General features: G+C 36.1%; 13 protein-coding genes, 1 tRNA gene and 1 pseudogene. 8 read left to right on the forward strand and 7 right to left on the reverse strand.

The genetic code is table 11. The features are described 5' to 3' along the window. Positions 1-51: 51 nt before the first annotated feature. Positions 52-129: pseudogene (locus Q0R52_RS07880) on the forward strand (ParA family protein); the annotation flags it as partial. Here the strand turns inward: Q0R52_RS07880 and Q0R52_RS07885 are convergent. The 3 genes from Q0R52_RS07885 to Q0R52_RS07895 all read right to left on the reverse strand — a co-directional run bounded on the left by Q0R52_RS07885 (position 110) and on the right by Q0R52_RS07895 (position 1317). After that, entirely contained in the window at positions 110-247 is a 138-nt protein-coding gene (locus Q0R52_RS07885) for a ParA family protein (protein WP_295793726.1), read from the reverse strand. The pseudogene Q0R52_RS07880 and the gene Q0R52_RS07885 sit on opposite strands and share 20 nt — an antisense overlap. A 423-nt stretch (positions 248-670) precedes the next feature. Continuing rightward, positions 671-991: a hypothetical protein gene (locus Q0R52_RS07890; protein ID WP_295793728.1), complete on the reverse strand. Its 321-nt coding sequence runs from the start codon at positions 989-991 to the stop codon at positions 671-673. Beyond that, the gene (locus tag Q0R52_RS07895) at positions 988-1317 is read right to left on the reverse strand and encodes a helix-turn-helix domain-containing protein (RefSeq protein ID WP_295793729.1); all 330 of its coding nucleotides are present in this window, start codon (positions 1315-1317) and stop codon (positions 988-990) included. The genes Q0R52_RS07890 and Q0R52_RS07895 overlap by 4 nt, the downstream gene beginning before the upstream one ends. 228 nt (positions 1318-1545) lie before the next feature. On the opposite strand from Q0R52_RS07895, the gene Q0R52_RS07900 reads away from it, so the two are divergent. The 6 genes from Q0R52_RS07900 (at position 1546) to Q0R52_RS07925 (ending at position 14230) form a co-directional block, all read left to right on the forward strand. Beyond that, positions 1546-1746 (forward strand): helix-turn-helix transcriptional regulator, encoded by a 201-nt coding sequence (locus tag Q0R52_RS07900; RefSeq protein WP_295793731.1) that lies wholly within the window; start codon positions 1546-1548, stop codon positions 1744-1746. Further along, positions 1743-4985 carry a helicase-related protein gene (locus Q0R52_RS07905; protein WP_295793733.1) on the forward strand — a complete coding sequence of 1081 codons (3243 nt, stop codon included), beginning with the start codon at positions 1743-1745 and terminating at the stop codon, positions 4983-4985. The genes Q0R52_RS07900 and Q0R52_RS07905 overlap by 4 nt, the downstream gene beginning before the upstream one ends. A 1-nt stretch (position 4986) precedes the next feature. Further along, positions 4987-8445: an Eco57I restriction-modification methylase domain-containing protein gene (locus tag Q0R52_RS07910; RefSeq protein ID WP_295793735.1), complete on the forward strand. Its 3459-nt coding sequence runs from the start codon at positions 4987-4989 to the stop codon at positions 8443-8445. A gap of 1 nt (position 8446) precedes the next feature. After that, positions 8447-10405: an ATP-binding protein gene (locus tag Q0R52_RS07915; RefSeq protein WP_295793737.1), complete on the forward strand. Its 1959-nt coding sequence runs from the start codon at positions 8447-8449 to the stop codon at positions 10403-10405. A 128-nt stretch (positions 10406-10533) separates the two neighbouring features. Beyond that, positions 10534-13617 carry an N-6 DNA methylase gene (locus Q0R52_RS07920; protein ID WP_295793740.1) on the forward strand — a complete coding sequence of 1028 codons (3084 nt, stop codon included), beginning with the start codon at positions 10534-10536 and terminating at the stop codon, positions 13615-13617. Position 13618: 1 nt separating this feature from the next. Further along, the gene (locus tag Q0R52_RS07925; RefSeq protein WP_295793742.1) at positions 13619-14230 is read left to right on the forward strand and encodes a hypothetical protein; all 612 of its coding nucleotides are present in this window, start codon (positions 13619-13621) and stop codon (positions 14228-14230) included. A 361-nt stretch (positions 14231-14591) separates the two neighbouring features. On the opposite strand, the gene Q0R52_RS07930 is transcribed toward Q0R52_RS07925, so the two are convergent. Beyond that, positions 14592-15818 carry a site-specific integrase gene (locus tag Q0R52_RS07930; protein WP_295793744.1) on the reverse strand — a complete coding sequence of 409 codons (1227 nt, stop codon included), beginning with the start codon at positions 15816-15818 and terminating at the stop codon, positions 14592-14594. A 293-nt stretch (positions 15819-16111) separates the two neighbouring features. Beyond that, positions 16112-16185 (reverse strand) — tRNA-Ile (locus Q0R52_RS07935). 139 nt (positions 16186-16324) lie between these two features. Between Q0R52_RS07935 and Q0R52_RS07940 the strand changes: the two genes are divergently transcribed. Further along, the gene (locus tag Q0R52_RS07940; protein ID WP_295793746.1) at positions 16325-16948 is read left to right on the forward strand and encodes an HAD family phosphatase; all 624 of its coding nucleotides are present in this window, start codon (positions 16325-16327) and stop codon (positions 16946-16948) included. 408 nt (positions 16949-17356) lie between these two features. Here Q0R52_RS07940 and Q0R52_RS07945 read toward each other — a convergent pair whose 3' ends face one another. Next, the gene (locus Q0R52_RS07945; protein WP_295793749.1) at positions 17357-17698 is read right to left on the reverse strand and encodes a hypothetical protein; all 342 of its coding nucleotides are present in this window, start codon (positions 17696-17698) and stop codon (positions 17357-17359) included. Positions 17699-17750: 52 nt separating this feature from the next. Next, positions 17751-19010: a glycosyltransferase gene (locus tag Q0R52_RS07950; protein ID WP_295793750.1), complete on the reverse strand. Its 1260-nt coding sequence runs from the start codon at positions 19008-19010 to the stop codon at positions 17751-17753. Positions 19011-19018 lie beyond the last annotated feature (8 nt).

Below are 19018 nucleotides of genomic sequence, written 5' to 3' on the forward strand. Positions count from 1 at the left end.
CATTATGCAATTACAGCATTATGTATTTATAACAATTTAGAATTACATACAATGGGAAAGATCATCACAGTAGCCCACCAAAAAGGGGGCGTAGGTAAAAGCACACTGGCTATGAATTTAGCAGTCTGTTTTCAGGATCAACTAAAGCAACATTTAATTGATCCTGAAAACACACTGCTAAATTCATTGCCAATGTGCTTTTTCCAACGCCCCCTTTTTGGTGGGCTACTGTAATGATCTTTCCCATGTTATGTAATTTCTAAATTGTTATAAATACATAATGCTGTAATTGCATAATGCCGTAAATCATTAAATACATAAATCTTTAATTGCAGACTTTTGTAAATACATAATGCTGTAAACCTGTATTTCTAAAAATGCAGGTTTCTTGAATTGTATAACTCTATAATTGCAAATTGCTGTAGATACATAAATCTGTAATTATGCATCAGGAAAGACTTTGCTCGTTGCTCTCCGACGTTCCATTATTTTTGCTTTTAAATGGCAATTAATTAACAATCGTTTGCTAAACATTCACATTTTAATCACTTAATGTTGATGCCCGATTTGATTACACTTTTAAGACCACAGCGAACCACTTTGTGATTCGGTGAACAAAGTTCAAGATCAACTAAACCGCCAAATTGTCATCAACATTTATAATTGTTACTCAGAACGATTCGCTGTAAAACGGCGACTTCCTTAACCGCATCTTCATTGCCTGCCTATAATCATAAATCCAATCAGCAGCACAAACTTTCCAGTTAATTATCGGGTGGCCGGTAGCACTTTTCCATTCCCGCAATTCATGTTCGGTGAAGAAATCGGCAGCAATTTCCGCCAGGCCTTTTTGATCAAAATAAATTTTAATGCTGATAAGCGATGGCGGCATGGAGGTGCCTAAGCCATCATCATTACGTACAACATTGGCAATCCTGTCTGTTGACTGTTTATCAAGATTTGAAACAATCCGCTTTGCCTTTCGCTTCATGCCATTTTCATTTGATCGTTCAACTTACCGGAACTCATCAGCGCCTCGATATCTTCCAGGTTGTAATAAGTTATACCACCTAACTTTTTAAAAGGTATTAGGCCTTTATCACGGAGATATTGGAGCTTGCTTTCAGAAAGGCGCAGCATCTTTTTAATCTCGAATGCTTTGAGCCATTGATGTCCCGGATGCCCGGTTTGTTCCTTCAATAGCTTTTTAATGTCAACAATCAATTGTTGTTTAAAATCAATCAAGTCCTGGACCGTGATCAGTTGATCGCGGTGAACTTTCGGAAAGTCATTTTGGGTTTCATTGTAATTTGCCATAGCTTAAATATTTACTCCAGCAAATGTGAGGAAGGGGAAAGTATTTTTTTCACACCTCATGTACGAGGTAGGTGTTTTTTTTCGGTAGTGCGGCCCATTCTATATGATAGATATAAGGCATGTTGATAACGTAACTATAATTTGTTAGATTAATCAACCAGTCACTATTTTTATATCACGCAATGAGATACTATATATTTGGTTACTTTAGTAAAAAGTTTCATCTCAATGAATCGTATAAAGGTAATCCTTGATCAAAAAGGAATCAAACAAACTTGGCTGGCTGAGAAATGCGGTAAAAGCTACAATATGATTAACTCATATGTGCAAAACCGAAGGCAACCAAGCTTGGAATTTCTTTATAAGATAGCAGAGATACTGGAAGTCAATGTGAAAGAGCTTTTAGTTGAGAAGGAGGATACAAAATGAGTACTAAGTTTTTTACAAACGACGGCGAGAATACCTTACTTAAAAAATTCGATGGCATATTTAAATATACAAATGTGTTTTATTTTGATGCGTTGGTCGGATATTTTCGTTCATCAGGTTATTTTAAAATCAGAGAACATTTAAGCCAGGTCAAGAAGATCCGCATACTTGTTGGCATTGACGTTGATCAATTAATAAGTCAAGCTGCCCTGAAAGGTTTAGAATTTAATTTTAATTCTGATATAACAAAAGAAGAATTTCTAAAGGATCTAAAAAACGATATACAATGCGCATTATATAAAAAAGAAATTGAGGAAGGTATATTAGAGTTCATAGAAGATATTGTAAATGGGAAAATTGAAATAAAAGCCCACCCGGATAAAAATATTCATGCGAAGATATATGTGTTTCGTCCAGAAATATGGAATGAACATAACAGCGGGTCTGTAATAACTGGTTCCAGTAATTTAAGTGAAGCCGGACTTGATAGAAATTTCGAATTTAATGTCGAACTTAGGGATTATGACGATGTTGTTTATGCCAATAAAACATTCGAAAACTTATGGGCGGAATCAATCAATATTTTGGCCACAGAGATTTCTAACTTAAAAAAAGAAACGTATCTCAACACAGATTTCACTCCGTTCGAAATATACATCAAATTATTAATCACTTATTTTGGCAACAGCATAGAATACGATCCTGAGTCGATTACAGATTTGCCCAAAGGCTACAAAAAGTTAGCTTATCAAATTGATGCTGTTAATGACGGATTCGCCAAATTGATGAAACACAATGGTTTCATTTTAGCCGATGTGGTGGGACTTGGAAAAACTATAATTGCTACTATCATCACTAAGAAATTCTACTTCTCGAATGGTTATCGCACCAAAACACTTGTAATTCATCCTCCCGCTTTAGGCGATAATTGGAAAAAAACTATGCGAGACTTTGAAGTGCCCAACGTGGATTATGTTACGAATGGGAGTCTTCATAAAGTTAAACATCCAGAGGACTACGATCTGATTATTGTCGATGAAGCGCATAAGTTTAGATCGGACGAATCGGAAATGTTTAATGAATTGCAAAAACTTTGTAAAACGGAAAGAAAACGACCAGGAATTAACGGGGCAAATCATAAGAAAGTCATGCTGGTTACTGCAACCCCTTTAAACAATAAACCGGAAGATATTCGTAATCAATTGTATTTGTTTCAAGACTCAAAGAAATCGACACTGGAAGTCGGTAATTTACAACACTTCTTTAGACCGCTGATTGACGAATACAAGAAACTTAAGCGAGAATTGAATCATGAAAAGATTGCGCATGGTGTAAAACGCATTTATGACGAAATTAGAGTAAAGGTATTAGAATCTATTATTGTTAGAAGAACTCGGACTGATATTCGAAATACGCCCGCTTATTGGGAGGATATAAAGCAACAGGGCGTTACATTTCCAGATATAGAACCACCAAGACAAATCCTATATCAATTGGATGAGCAATTAAATGAGTTGTATGACCATACATTCGATATTATCAAAGACACTCAAAACGGGTTGGGTTATTTTCGATACCAGGCGATCAAATACTTGAACCCCGATGCAAAAAAACAATATAAACAGGCCAATTTGATATCGGAACAATTGGCTCATATAATGAGAATCTTGTTGGTGAAAAGGATTGATAGCAGCTTCTTTGCCTTCAAAATGAGTTTAGCCAGGTATTATGATGCAAATCGAGCAATGTTAAAAATGATCGAGAATGATAAAATTTACATTGCACCTAAAATTCCAATAAGTGATTTCATATTGGAAGATAATGAAGACAAACTGGAGGAATTGTTACGAAATACGGATAATCCAGAAATAATTCAACAGTTCAAGGTTGAAGATTTCTCTGATATATTTATTAAGGGCATTAAAAAAGACAATGAGATTTTAAAAAAATTGAACGAGGCTTGGTCGTTAGTAAACAGCGATCCTAAATACGACACCTTCCTTCAGAAATTGAAATCGGAATTTTTAATAGATGGTATTAATGACAATAAAAAGTTAGTTGTTTTCTCTGAATCTCGCGAAACCACGGATTACATTTTTAATCGATTGAAACAGGATGGCATTGAAAAGGTATTATCTGTAAATAGTTCAAATCAAAAAGAACTTACTAAAATCATTGCTAAAAATTTCGATGCAAATCAGTTGAATATTTTAGACAGCAGTGATTACAATATCATAATTACAACAGAAGTCCTTGCAGAGGGCGTTAATTTGCATTTATCAAATGTTATCATCAATTATGATATACCCTGGAATGCTACTAAATTAATGCAGCGTATAGGACGAGTAAATAGAATTGGAACGCGATCTTCTAAAATATTTATTTATAATTTCTTTCCGACTGTCAAAACTGACAGTGAAATTGAATTAAATAAAAAAGCCTATATGAAGTTGCAGGCCTTTCACTCGGCCTTGGGCGAGGACAGCCAAATTTATTCTGTTAAAGAAGAGTTTAGTACTTTTGGCTTGTTCGAAAAATTGCCGAGTGAAGAAAAAGATGAGCGTTTAGAATATCTCAATTTTATCAGGCAATTCAAGGATCAATTTCCGGATATCTATGAAAGAATAAAAAAGAAAATTCCTGAGCGAGGCCGTGTTGGTAGAAAAGATGCAGGCCTTAATGACCAAACTGTAACTTTCATTAGAAATAAGCGACGAGATGCTTTCTATTTAATTAAGCCTGATTTGTTTTTAGAAGAGTTGACTTTCACTGAAGCCGCGCGTTTATTTAAGGCTCAAGCCGACGAAAAATCAATCCCACTACACCATCTTCATCATCAACATATAAATGAAGGTCTGAACTGTTTCCATAAAGAAAGTGATATTGTCAATTTGGGAGATATTGCTCCAGTTAAATTAGGGCCTAATGAAAAAAGAGCGCTTGCTTTTATTTCCCACAATATAGAATTAGATTTTGTTTCGAGTGAGGAAAGGACCCTTTTAGACAATGCAAAAATTGCAATAAAAAAGGGTCGTTTTCAGAAGTTACCTCGGGAAATAAATCAACTAATGAAAGGTGGTAAGGACGGCGCTAAAGGGCTGATAGACGTTTATAGTGCGTTAATAAAAATAGTAGAAAAATACCCGGTAGTAGAAAACCTGTATATTCAACAGGCTTCCAGTTTGCCAAAAAAAATTGAAATGCCAAAAATAATATTGTCCGAATCTTTTTCAAGTTAAGATGGAAAACCATTTAATAGCTGACGTTTTCAAATCGTCTTATAATTATGAAAACTGGAAAAGTATATTGATTTTTCTTTTTCCAGATGCTAACTTTTACAATACACCAATTCAAAGTGTTGATAAAAGTCTGGCTAAACACAGCATCGTAAAGTCCATTTGCGAATTCGGCAGCGCAAAGTTAACTGATGGGAAATTGATCAGGTTTTATGACGTAAGCCTTGAGGATGGCAAAAGTGTAAATAAAAACAGAGTTGGGTTAAGAAATCTTATCCATACTGAACTAAATCCTGGAGACACTGACGCATTGTTTGCGGTATATCATGCTCAAAATGAGCTGGACTGGCGTTTGACTTTTATTTCTAAATCAATTTACTGGGATAAAGATTTTGTTGAACACGTTAACATAACACACCCAAAGAGGTTCACCTACGTTCTTGGCGTAAACGAAACCGTAAAGACAGCTATATCACAATTCGATAGCTTGGTAGAAAAGAAGATAGACTTAAAAAGTTTGATCAATGCGTTTTCGGTTGAAAAACTCAATAGGGAATTTTTTACGCTTTATAAATCGCAATACGAAAAATTCTTTCTGTATCTGGCCACACACGATAGTTATCGTAATATTTTATTGGATAAAAATAAAATCAGTACAGACGACCAGGAAAAACCGTTAAGGGATTTTACAAAAAAACTTCTTGGAAGGATCGTTTTTTTATATTTTTTGCAAAAAAAAGGCTGGATGGGGTGTCCGGTAAATTCTGAAAATTGGGAGAAAGGTGACAAACAATTTTTGCTAAACTTATTTATAAGTTTTGAAAACAAGCCCTGCTTTCTAAGTTCATGCCTAAGCGAACTTTTTTTTAATACACTAAATCGCAGATCGGAAATATTTAAATTTACTGGTACACGTGTACCTTATTTAAATGGCGGTTTATTTGAACCGGACGAACCAAAGGAGTCCCAAAATATTGACTTTCCGGTAAGTTTTTTTGAAAAATTGTTCGACTTTTTTAGCCAATACAATTTTACTATCGATGAAAATAGCCCGGATGATCACGAAGTAGGCATTGATCCCGAAATGTTGGGACATATTTTTGAAAACCTATTGGATGATAATAAAAGTAACGGAACCTTTTACACGCCGAAGGAAATCGTTCAATATATGACCCAGGAAAGCTTGGTGCAATATTTGGAAACACACTTGGGTAAAAATGAGGCTATCGGCGCATTTATTCGTTATGGACAAAAGGGTGATGAAAACACCAGACATAATTTTATTCGAGATAATGCAAAGAGAATTGAAGAGCTTCTTGACAATGTAAAAATTTGTGATCCGGCTATTGGTTCGGGTGCGTTCCCAATGGGCATGCTTCATGAGATTTTTAAAGCTAAGCTTTCTTTGGATTGGACGCTGGACAGAGTTGAAGTTAAAAAGAATATTATTCAAAAGTCCATCTACGGGGTTGATCTTGATAGTGGAGCAATTGATATTGCAAGGCTCCGTTTTTGGCTCGCTTTAATTGTAGATGAGGATGAACCACATCCACTACCCAATCTGGATTTCAAAATTATGCAGGGAAATAGCTTAATGGAGAAATTTGAAGGTATTGATTTGAGTAAAATCCATGAAGGGCAAATTTATAATATTGAAGTAAAGGACCCCCAAATAAATATGTTTTCAGGGCAGTCCAAGCGGAAGGTTACACAAAGCCTGAATTTCGAACGGATTGAGGATTTAATGAATCTTTACTATAACGCAAATACACCTGAAGACAAAAAGGATCTGCACCAACGCATTGATAAACATGTCCTTGACCACATACACTTCACCTTAGAGGAACATAAAAGTGAACTTACGAAAGACTCCAAAAAATACATTAAAAATATAGCAACAAAGGTATCTGATCTAAAAACAGCAGAACAAAAGATCGCCTATCAAAACGATAGTAAGGATGCCAAAAATTTGAAAACACTAAACCTTAGATTAGATCAAGTAAACCAAAAGGAAATTGAGTTATTCCGCCTTAGCCAATCTTCAGACCGACCTTTTTTTCTTTGGCATTTATTTTTTAAAGAAGTATTTGACTGCGGGGGATTTGATATATTAATCGGAAACCCGCCTTACATCAATGCAAATGCGCTAAAAAAGATGTATGGAACAGACAAATATGATGAACTGAAAAGTGGCTATGAAACTGCTAAGGGGACAATTGATATCTATATTCTTTTTTATGAATTAGGAATTAACATACTTAAAGATCATGGTGTATTAAGTTATATCAATCCTAATAGATACCTGTCGGCAAGCTATGGTGAAGAATTAAGAAGATTTATACATAAAAGGACACAACTGGTATCCTTAGCAGATTACAGTGGAATAAAGGTATTTAAAGAAGCAAGTACCTATCCAGTTGTCACTATACTTCAAAAGGATGGCAACGAGCAGACAACGCCTATTATTATTAGACATTTTAACTCGTTAGGAAAAATGAGTTCAGAAAGGGAAGTTCCCTCAACTGATTTAACTTATTTGCCAGGCTATATTTGGGGCTACCTTTTAAATGAAAAAATTAATATTACTAAATTTATTATTGAACAGAGTGAGCCAATTTCAAATGTAGGGTTGATCAACGCAACTTCTACAGCTAAGGAAGCTGATGAATATCATTATTTACTCAATGAGAACAATATTGGCAAAAAGGTAATCAACACAGGAACCATTGATCGATACACATCTACCTGGGGAATAAGAAAAATGATTGATAAGGGTTCAGAATACCTTCGGCCCTGCATCGATATTAATGATTCCAGAATCAGCCGCAATAGAAGAGAGTTATACTCAACACCTAAGATTATTTTCGCTAAGATTGCTATTAGAACGGAGGCTTTTTTTGATAAGCATGGCGACTATGCGTCGGTTAATACAAATTGTATTCATTCCTTCCGCCCCGAATACATTCCCGAATATGTATTATGTTGGATTAATTCCAAGCTTTATCAATTTCTATTTGAAAGCTTTTTTGACGGGCTTAGAATGTCTGGTGGGTTTTTGCTGTATTCTGCCCCCAATGTTCTAAATACCAATATTAAAAAGGTTCCTATCCCAATTCAAAAGATTTTTGTCAACCTTTCAGAAATAATAACAGAGCTAATAAAAGAACAGGAAAGTGATAAAAAAAAGGACTCTCTCATTGAGCATGTTGCACTTTTTTTCGATGATATTATTGACGGTTGTATTTACGAGTTGTTTTTTGCTGATCATATGGTAGACCGCAACCTCAATATTCTAAATCTTGTACAAGAGCTTGTACCTCATATGCAGCGGATAAAGGCCGAGGATAAGATCAGCGTTATTATGGATAACTATCAAGAACTTCGTAAGAGTGAAATAAATGCAAGAATGAAGCTTTTCGTAGTAAAAAGCCCGGATATTCTTAAACCAATAATTCAAAATTAGCATGTCCGGTATAGACAAAATTATTTTACAAAACTTCAAAGCATTTCCAGCAGAAGAAACAATCTCTATTGAAGGTAGACACTTGCTGGTATATGGTGAAAATGGCAGTGGTAAATCATCCATCTACTGGGCATTGTATACCTTATTACAGGCTAAGGACAAAGGTGTCGACAAAACAAAAAAATACTTCGAAAGAGCAAATGAGGAAAATTTGCTGAATATTTTTACTCCAGGTGACGAATCTCATATTAAGATTTCATTTGTTGATGAGAAAGATGTTTTTTATAAACTTGACGTTAATGGAATTACCATCGAAGGGCAATCATTAAAAACTGATGATATTTTAACTGGACTTAACAATAATAGTGATTTTATAAGTCACAGGTTGTTATTTGCATTTTATCATTTTAGAAATTCCCACGAAATTGATTTATGGACAGTTTTTGAGCGGGATGTATTGCCATTTATTAAAACGGATAGAGGGACAGGTGAAAAGACGTTGTCTCAATCGTACAAAGAAATAATTGACAGTAAACCCTTTCGATTGCTTCGGGATGGTAAGATTGAGAATATTAAACCAAAAGCATTTTTCACTCGGGCCATTAAAAAATTTAATGAAGATCTGTTATGGTGGATCAATGAAATAAATCAAGAGGTAAATCAATTTTTTGAAAGCCATTTTCAAAAAGACAATGAAGAAAAGATCATTATAGAATTGAAATTTGAGGAACCGAATTATTTAAGTTTTGGCGGAATCAAGCAAAAAAGAAAAATTGGCACTCGCGAATATATTCACCAATCAAGAGAAATAAAAGATTTGATTGATCCGGTAATAGGGCTTTCTTTAAAAGCAGTAAAACTGGACAATACAATAATTCCGATAACCAGGCCCCAATCATACCTAAATGAAGCAAAATTAACGGCAATAGCACTTTCAGTTAGGTTTTCACTATTGTCGGACAATATAAGGGTTCCTTATGATGGGAAAGTTTTAGTACTTGACGACTTGCTGGTAAGTCTGGATATGAGCAATCGCGACAAAGTATTAGATATCATTTTGAACGAATTCGCAAGAGTCGATAAATATAAGGTTTACATTTTTACACATGATCGGGCGTTTTTCGAAATGGCTAAAAGCAGGATTACATATGCCCCAGGTCAAAATGAAAAAGATTGGAAGTTTCACGAAGTATATGCTTCAAAAAATGCTCAATTTCAAAGAAAACCTAAAATCTACGATTCCAAAGATCATATTGCCAAAGCAAGCTATCACTTGCACTCAACCCACGATTATCCGGCAGCTGCAAATTATTTAAGGAAAGCCACAGAGGATATACTTTCAAAATTACTGCCAAGTAAAGTGCTGAAAAACGATAATGGATCTGATAAAGAAAAGCTTGATAGTCAGCTACAGTCGGCAATAGTTTTCATTAAAAGGTTTAATATTGATCCAGCTTTCCTTGAAAGACTCAAAGAGTTCGTATCAACGCTTCTAAATCCACTTTCTCATAAGTCTGACAATTATGAATCAGCTTACAGAGAGGAAATCGAAAAAATTATTGATATAGTCGAAAAAATTAGGTCAACGCTGTCGGCGCTGAATTTTGTAGAAATAATACCCAGGCTCGCCGAAGTAAGATTACAATTAACAAAAAATGTTAATACTATTGATAACTACCGTTTAAGACTAAAAGATGATTTTTACGTCTGCCGGTCGATTACTGGTGTCGCAGTATCTAAATGCCAACTTGAGCGTGAACTGATTTGTTACGAGGTGATTGATGGGGCAAAACAAGCTGATGTGCCGTATACCGTGCCTGCGGCAAGCAATCAATGTGATGACCTAAAGATCTTTTATGACGGCGTTTGCAATAGAAGCCATATTGCAATTATGCCAAATTATTTAGATTTTTATTTAAGAAGTCAGGGCGAGGTTCAATTATCAACTTTGATCGTTTAATTTTGAATACTAAAAATATTAGTATAAATTAGCGTTTTGATATAAATTATTAATAATTAACTTATGTTTAGTGCATATATGGGCTTTGATAGTGGTCTTCAGTTGATAAATAATCTTTTAACTTAGAAATGGATAAGAGTTTTTTTATTGAAGAATTGGATTTTGCCCGTGCTGTTTCAACCAGTGATTCAAGTCCAGGAATATCTGATTATCAGAGCGATGTCATTCAGCTTGCTAAAGCATTTGACATTGACCAGGTCTACTTTTGCGCTGATTTTCCTGCGGTATTTATAAAAAACGTACCGGATTTTGAACTAAACTCATTAAAACAAATAGCAAACATCCATCACGATGTTTGGAATTATAAAAAGGTGTTGCAATTGTATGTAATATCAGATGTTGAAATTCGCATTTACAATTGTTCCGAAAAACCAGTTTATCTTTCACAAGACACAGATTTTGAGAAAGAAACCCAAAAATTGGAATTATACCGTTGTAAAAAAACCGACAAGGAAAGGTTAGCTACGTTAAATAAGATATTTTCACGCATAGCTGTAGACACAGGAATAATTTGGACGCTGGACGAAGCAACTGAAATAAGAAAAAAAATTAATCTTCAACGTCGTGTTGATAAATACCTGGTCAATAGCTTAATAGGTGTAGCATCTAAATTGCAGGACGATGGTTTGCCGGATATTAATTTAATTCATAAATTGATAATGCGGTCATTGTTCCTGTTGTTTTTAGAGGACAGGAATGCAACAGATGAAAAGTTCTATAAGGCGATAGACACTAAAGCAAAAAATTATTTTGATATATTGGGGAGTGTTTCGGCTACCTATAAATTATTTGATGAGTTAGAAACCCACTTTAAAGGTAATTTATTTACAGTAAATATTGATGAGCAGCAATTGGTTAAGCCGCAGCACCTGGATCTTATCAAGAGATGTTTTATAACTGGGTTTGACAACCCAAATCAAACGACATTATTTGACAACTGGCGGGTATTCAATTTTAATATTATTGAAATTGAGTTACTTAGTGAGATTTACGAGAACTTTTTAACCGCAGTCGACGCTAAAAAGAAAGATGAAACTGGTACATTTTACACACCACCTTCACTTGTTGAATTAATATTAAACCAAAAAATCCCTGTAAATAATGCCGAGACTCATTATAATATTAAAATACTTGACCCGGCCTGCGGTTCTGGAATTTTTCTTGTTGAAAGCTTTAAACGGTTGGTTAAACGTTATGAAAATAATAAAGGTGAAAAGCTAACTGATTATAGCGTTTTAAAAAAATTATTGATTGATAATATTTTTGGGATTGAATTAGATCCAAAAGCGATTAAAGTAGCCGCTTTCAGTCTCTATTTGGCTTTATTGGAGAATCTTAACCCAAAAACACTATGGCAAAAAAAGGAATTGCCTAATTTAATAAATGATCCTTTAGACCTAACACTTAAAGAACAGGGAAAGAACTTGTTTAGAAGGGATACCATTGCAGAAAACATAGAAATCGAAAATTTACAATTCGACCTGGTTGTTGGAAATCCGCCCTTTGGAACAAAGAAACTTTCAAAAACCATAAGTGATTACTGTGCTAAATTTGGTTTTGCAAAAGAAATGGTATTGCCATTTTTACACAAGGCAATTAAGTTTTCACCAAAGGGAGAAATTGCTTTGATTTTTAATACTAAAGTATTAACCAATACAGGTACTACATATCAAAAATTTAGAGATTGGCTATTCAATGACTGTTATGTCGAAAAGGTATTTAATTTTTCAATTCTTCGTAGAGTACCGATCAATTTAGGGGGACAATTGTTTGGCTCAGCCGTTGGCCCCATTAGCATTGTGTTTTACAAAAAAGAAGGTCCTGAAAAGGCAAGTGATACTATACTTTATTATGCCCCAAAAACATATCTTAAAATGGACGTGCTGGAAGGAATAGTAATTGATAGTACTGATGTTAAGTACCTGCCCAGGGAAGATTGTAAGACCTCCAATGCAAAGATATGGAAGATAGCTATGTGGGGTGGAACGGGTGACATCAATTTAATAAGAAAGTTGGACACGGTAAGTAAACTTTCCGACTTTATAACTAACAAAAAAATAAGGAAAGGGTTGGGCTTTCAATTTTTGATGGATTCTGCCAAAAATCCAATAACTGATAACGAGATACCTGAGAGATATCTTCCACCTCAGAATATAGCAAGGTATCATTCAAGTGCTTTTGTTAATATTAACAAAGGTTTAACACCTAACTCCATCAAACTATATGCGAAACACTATGGCGTTGCTATTGACCAACTGCCGACCATAAATATCTTTAGGCGAACGGGTGTAAAAGCAGCTTACAAGGGTCCGCATATTCTAATTAAAGAAGGCTTAAATAACTGGCAAATATGTAGCTCGTATGTCGGCACTGATTGTTCTTTTAACAGTAAGGTTCTTGGCTTACATCATTCTGACGAAAAGCTATTGAAGGGACTTACCTGTTACATCAACTCGAACTTTGCCTATTACTATCTATTTATGGTCTCCGCGTCGATTGGTATTGAAAGAGAAGAAATAAAACCCAACGAAATTTACGATCTGCCATTTATTTTAAGTGACGAACAATTATATGCCCTTGCAGATCTATATGACACAGCAATCAAGCCGAATGAGTTTTTCAAGAAAGACTTATCACGATTTGAGAGTGAGGTTGATCAATTGATTTATGGTTTTTATGATCTTTCTATTAAAAGCCGGATTATAATTGACAATGCGGTAAATACCACATTTCCATTGTTGTTTAAAGGAAGTAAATCCGTCAGTTTGTTGCCAGTTAACGGAAATCAATTCAAGGAATATGCTCAATCCTTAAGTAAGGAATTAGGGGATTTTTTACAGAATTCAGATTTAAAAGTCGCTGTAACAAACTACCAACTTTATAAAAGCAGCCCTATAGCCATGATCAAGCTAAGTTTTGGCAATAGCGGTGAAATTATTTATTCTCGGGAAGACGTAAATATTGAATTAAAACAACTTGATAAAAAACTGTTTAAAAAGGAGGCAACTAATATTTTTTTTAGAAAGAAGTTAAATTATTATGATGGTGATGATATATATATCATCCGCCCAAATCAGCGAAGATTTTGGTCAAACGGTGCGGCATTAGAAGATGCTACCGATTTAATTAACGAGATATTAAATATGCGTTAAGATGACCGGAGGATTTAACCCAGTTTATGTTGCTGTTTTCAAACAAGAATTTAATTCAAGATGTATGCAATTAGTTATTAATGCATACCATTCAGCAATCTCTGCAAAGTCAATTACACCTGTTTTGGAAGAAGAAGATATAACCGCAGTACTTTCAAAATTTATAGATGACAACCCAGTAAGGCTGGATTGGGGTATTGTGAACAATACAGAAGACCGGCTAAGAAATGATAAAATAACGGTTGCGAAAGGTTTTGCCAAAAAATCCGCGAGAATAGATTTAAGGTTTACAACTATTAATGCATCTACGGAGCATAGATATTATATGGAGGCTAAAAATCTAAAAGAAAGCGATTCCGCTTTAAAAAGAAGATATATTGTAACGGGTATTGACAATTATGTTTCTACAAAGTATAATGACGGTTTTTTAGTTGGTTATTTATTAGAAGGCAATGTCATGAACAATGTCGACGGTTTAAATAAGCTGCTGGTAAAGGATAACCGAAATGTCGAAGTAATCAATATCAGCCCTACCCAAATAAGTGGTTATAATTATTATGTTTCTGATCATACCACCATTAAAATAAAGCATTTATTTTTTGATTTCAACTGAAGAATCCATCAGAATTAATTCTACCTATCATCCGTTCGGAGTTCATGCCGACAAAAGGAGTTTATTCAAAAATTAAAATGTAATCCAATTCATTTATTAAAATCTGATAGACGTGACACAACAGCAATAATTGTAGAATTTAACGAAAAACCGTCACAATCCCTTCATTCAATTACTTGCAAAAAAGAAAATATATTCAAAAATTAACCTTAAGGAAGTCGAAAACGCAGTTTTTGGCTCAAGATATTTAGTTTAAATAGACAACTAATAATCTTTTGGTCTATATCTTTTCTTTTAAGGTATTAATTATGAGATCGTTATAAAACGATCTCATAATTATTTTACTATAATCGATCACTCGTTACACTAAATTCAGACGATTTTTTAAAGCCTCCATATCTTCCTTTAATTTTCGCTCTACTACCTTAGCATATATCTGAGTGGTAGTAATTTTAGTGTGACCTAAAATTTTACTTACCGTTTCAATGGGAACGCCGTTAGATAATGTAACCGTAGTAGCGAAAGTATGCCGGGCAATATGAAAAGTAACTTTTTTAGTAATCCCACATATGTCCGCAATCTCTTTCAGATAACTATTTACCTTTTGATTAGATACGGTTGGGAAAACTTTGCCATCTGAAAGTGACCTAATATTATCTTCGTACTTATCCAAGATTTTCAAGGCCGGGGGCAATAGGGGTACGTTTACCGGTATCAATGTTTTCTCTCGGCATGTCCTAACCCACCGTTCTCCATCGCTACCAGCAATGATATGGGCAGGAGTTAGATTAATCATATCCACATAAGACAATCCTGTGTAGCAACTAAAAACGAACATATCCCTTACCATATCTAAACGGGCGATGGCAAGCTTCTTACCTTCCATATCCGACAACTCTTTTTCAGATAGCTGCTCGCGATTAACTTTAAGAATTTTTAATTTGTAGGTAGCGAAAGGGTCATTGGTGATCCACTGCAAGTTTAAAGCAAGATTTACCATTTTCTTGAGACGAATAATATGTTTCATCACCCCATTATTATTTAAGGGCTGTTGATGATCTTTAGGTTTGTGGTTTCGTAGAAAAACTTCGAAGTCCTTGACAAACTTATAGTCTAATTGATGCAGGTAGATATCCGTAGCGCAAAACTGCGCTTCCAGAAACTTTACTAAATACCGCTGTGTAACATAATAATGTTTCAGGGTACTCCACTTCAAATCTTCGGTCGAAGTCTCGTTGTGGTAAGTGAAAAGACGGCTTAGCGTATAAACCTGTGCCTCTTCGCCCAAATATAGATCCTTAACTGCTTTGGCCGATAACATCTTCCTTTTGATTTGAAGTTCCTTATAACTGTTGCCTATGGCAAGGCGTACTTCCTCCAGGTAGTTATTAATGGATTTAACTTCTTCTTTGTTGCCTTTAGCCACACCCTTGCGGCCATCCCAATTTTTGGGGTCAACGTTTTGCTTCAAAGCAATGTAAGCGCGCTGCTTATTTACGGTAACGCAGGCATAAATAGGTTCTTTTCCGTCCTTTACTTTGTCTGGGCGGGTGGTAAAATGAATACCGAACGACTGTGATGTTTGCATAATATTAATTTTTAAGTTCAAAATGCTTACTAAACACCCTGTTTTCAGGTAACGAAAAGGTAACGCAGGGATGCTTAAAAAAGACCACTTTTTACAAACTTTTATCGATGTAATTGATTGTATGTCAACTAATTGAATAGGTTTGTGTTACCTAAGTTAAAAATTAAAAACAGGTAGTCGGATAGGTAACGAGAACGTTAGCTTTACAAAGGGTTGTTAAGGGGATAATTAATGAAAAAACCCCTTAAATCAGCGATTCAAGGGGTTTTTAGGTGTGGAAGGCTTCCACTTTGTGCGCCCACCTGGGCTCGAACCAGGGACCAAAAGATCATGAGTCTTCTACTCTAACCAACTGAGCTATAGGCGCTGGTTATTTTTGTGAGTTGCAAAGGTAAAAAAAAGTTGATTACTTAAAAATGAAATTATACAAATTATAAATATTCTATTTTCCGTGGCCTAATTTTCCTCTTATTAGTATGTTTGCTGTCAACGTTTAACCTCACTTTATGGCCACTATAAAAAATATCATTTTCGACTACGGCAATGTAATTTTCATGCTCGATTTCTTAAAATCGCAGAAAGCATGGGAGGAAATCGGAATTAGTAATTCGAATGAGTTTTACGGACACAGGGTGCAGGACCCAATTTTTACGGCGTTTGAAGATGGCTCTGCGACGGCTGAAGAGTTCAGGGCCTATATCCGTCAAAAGATTGGCAACCCAGGTTTAACTGATGCGCAAATTGATAGCGCATGGAACGGATTACTTGTTGGTGTAACACCCGGCAACCACGAATTACTGCTGAGCCTAAAACCGAAGTACCGGACTTTTTTATTGAGCAACATCAATCCAATTCATTATGATTACATAATGGATTACCTGCAAAAAGAGTTTGGGTTTGCCGGAAACGACCATTTGTTCGAGAAAGCGTATTACTCGCACCTTGTGGGCAAGCGCAAGCCCAATGCCGAAATTTTCGAACAGGTGCTAAACGAAAACAGCCTCGACCCGGCGGAAACGCTGTTTATTGATGACAGTCCGCAGCATATTGCAACTGCAACAAAACTCGGCATTCAAACTTATTTAATGACCGCACCGGATAGTATACAGGCCTTGAGGTTTTTAGAATAACCGATTACCAGTCATTTACCCCCATGGTTCGGGTACAAGCAGGCATATAATTCACGAGATTCGTAAAAATTCCCTATATTTAAACCTGCTAAACATACTTAACTCACTCCCAATGATCCAAGTTTTTATTTTTGCCGTTATAGCCATAGGATTTGCAATTTGGCTCATAATAGCCAGTAAAAATAAATCCAAATGGGGCATAAATTTAAAGCGCGTACACTGCCCCGTATGTCAGACCAGGCAACCTATTGTTCGTATGCCCAAAAGCGGATCGCAGGCACTTTGGGGCGGAACATCCTGCCCTAAATGCAACACTAACCTTGATAAGTATGGCAATGTAATTCCCTGAACAGCATCTTTCCCAATGGGGAAATAATGCAGCAAGCCAAAATATGTACGGCGCTGGTGTTATATTGTCCAGGTATTGGAAGTTGTCACCACGAACGACTGATTATTAAGCGCAATGGTTATGGTATCATTCGTATTAAACATATCGTCGATAATACTGCCACGGGTAACCACAATTTGGTTGGAGATGATGTAGCCGCCAAGGGCAAGTGTCGAAATCTCCAGTTGATCCATAAACAGGTTATTAGGATCGCCGTAATTAACTACCTGCTGCGACCCCATCGACGAATCCAATACAAATTGAACCGAATTTAAGTTTTGGCCGGGTTGACTGCCTGCCCTTACGGTAAGGTTGCCGTTAATTTCGTACCCGGTGTTGTTTACAAATAGTTTAGCTGGCATGGTAATATTTTTATGGTTGGTTGAAAAAATCTTAAAAATTGTGCATGTATTATTAAATATCCAATACTCCCGGCAGGCGTTCATCTGTTTTTATTGCCGTTAAATTTGCTGTTACGTAGTAAATATTGTTTTGTTTACAAAAGTCATTAGGGTAGCTGGTTTCGATAAACGACGCCTGAAATCTTGCCTTAATTTGCGGCACAAAATTCCTGATGTTTGATTTTGTGTAATACCAGAACGAGTTTTCGTTCCAGAAGCTTACGTGTGTTGGGTCCTGGAAAGCACCCCTCCCATCGGTTGATGGTGTCATCGACAGCAGCATGCCGCCATGTGCAAGCACCCTGTAAAACTCGTTCATCAGGTGAATCGAATCTTTTACATGTTCCATAAAATCAACCGCCCTTATAACCCCTACCGAATTATCTTCAAACGGCAGTCTTTGATTGCAGTCGGCAACAATATCCACATGCGGCAAATCGTACATATCAACGCCTAAGAAACCGGGCCTTTTACGGTGTGCAGCCCCCATATCCAGGGCCAGCAGGTTATTGCGTTTGGCCCAGCTGAGCATAATATCGCTAATATTCTGCTTATATAATTCTGTATTTTTTTGCTGTATAAGCTGATTCTGAACAACCTGTGTTTGCGCCTGGTGGATGCGCTGAAAATAAAGTGGTTTTTCAATATGTGCAAATCGTGAATCGGTAATGTACATGCGCTGAATCAGATCCTGGTCGTCGCAAACCGATAATTCTGTATTATATCCACCAGCCGATTGGTAAAGTTCTTTTGTAAAAGCGCGCAAATGGTTTGGCATATACCATATGTACGACATGGTTTGCGGCGTGGGCGAAAACGAGAGGCATTCGTTGTATGTTTTGCCATTATGCTCAAATGGCCGGTATGCCCATCCGTGCCTTTTATTGTATTCTGTAAACTCAGGCTCGCCTGTTTCCGTCATCCGGCTGGTGTTCGAAAATACAAATTGTGCTCCCTGCCCAAAGGCTTGCATTACCTCGGTAAAAGCATTAGGGTGCAACATGTCATCGTGGTCAAGCTCCAGCATATATTTACCGGCAGCGTGTTGCAGGCATTGCGCTTTTGCATCGCCGACGCCTTTAATAACCGGCGAGTAAAACAGCTTCACCCTCGGGTCGTTAACAAGAGCTGCAGGGAGGTCGTTTTTTGAGGCGTTGCCGTTTAATAAGAGCAGCCACTCCCAATCTGTTACGGATTGTTGCTGCAACGATGCGTAGGCATCCCCGAGAAAGCGCGTTTGATGCGTAGGTGTAAAAACTGACAGATTGCCCATTGGTAAAT

Origin of the sequence: Mucilaginibacter sp. (assembly GCF_025359345.1) — a bacterium.
Taxonomy (GTDB): Bacteria; Bacteroidota; Bacteroidia; order Sphingobacteriales; family Sphingobacteriaceae; genus Mucilaginibacter.

Bases quoted from the DNA above. Each gene is read 5' to 3' on its own strand.
- Q0R52_RS07885 (WP_295793726.1), bottom strand. From the start codon at position 247: ATGGGAAAGATCATTACAGTAGCCCACCAAAAAGGGGGCGTTGGAAAA.
- Q0R52_RS07890 (WP_295793728.1), bottom strand. From the start codon at position 991: ATGAAGCGAAAGGCAAAGCGGATTGTTTCAAATCTTGATAAACAGTCA.
- Q0R52_RS07895 (WP_295793729.1), bottom strand. From the start codon at position 1,317: ATGGCAAATTACAATGAAACCCAAAATGACTTTCCGAAAGTTCACCGC.
- Q0R52_RS07900 (WP_295793731.1), top strand. From the start codon at position 1,546: ATGAATCGTATAAAGGTAATCCTTGATCAAAAAGGAATCAAACAAACT.
- Q0R52_RS07905 (WP_295793733.1), top strand. From the start codon at position 1,743: ATGAGTACTAAGTTTTTTACAAACGACGGCGAGAATACCTTACTTAAA.
- Q0R52_RS07910 (WP_295793735.1), top strand. From the start codon at position 4,987: ATGGAAAACCATTTAATAGCTGACGTTTTCAAATCGTCTTATAATTAT.
- Q0R52_RS07915 (WP_295793737.1), top strand. From the start codon at position 8,447: ATGTCCGGTATAGACAAAATTATTTTACAAAACTTCAAAGCATTTCCA.
- Q0R52_RS07920 (WP_295793740.1), top strand. From the start codon at position 10,534: ATGGATAAGAGTTTTTTTATTGAAGAATTGGATTTTGCCCGTGCTGTT.
- Q0R52_RS07925 (WP_295793742.1), top strand. From the start codon at position 13,619: ATGACCGGAGGATTTAACCCAGTTTATGTTGCTGTTTTCAAACAAGAA.
- Q0R52_RS07930 (WP_295793744.1), bottom strand. From the start codon at position 15,818: ATGCAAACATCACAGTCGTTCGGTATTCATTTTACCACCCGCCCAGAC.
- Q0R52_RS07940 (WP_295793746.1), top strand. From the start codon at position 16,325: ATGGCCACTATAAAAAATATCATTTTCGACTACGGCAATGTAATTTTC.
- Q0R52_RS07945 (WP_295793749.1), bottom strand. From the start codon at position 17,698: ATGCCAGCTAAACTATTTGTAAACAACACCGGGTACGAAATTAACGGC.
- Q0R52_RS07950 (WP_295793750.1), bottom strand. From the start codon at position 19,010: ATGGGCAATCTGTCAGTTTTTACACCTACGCATCAAACGCGCTTTCTC.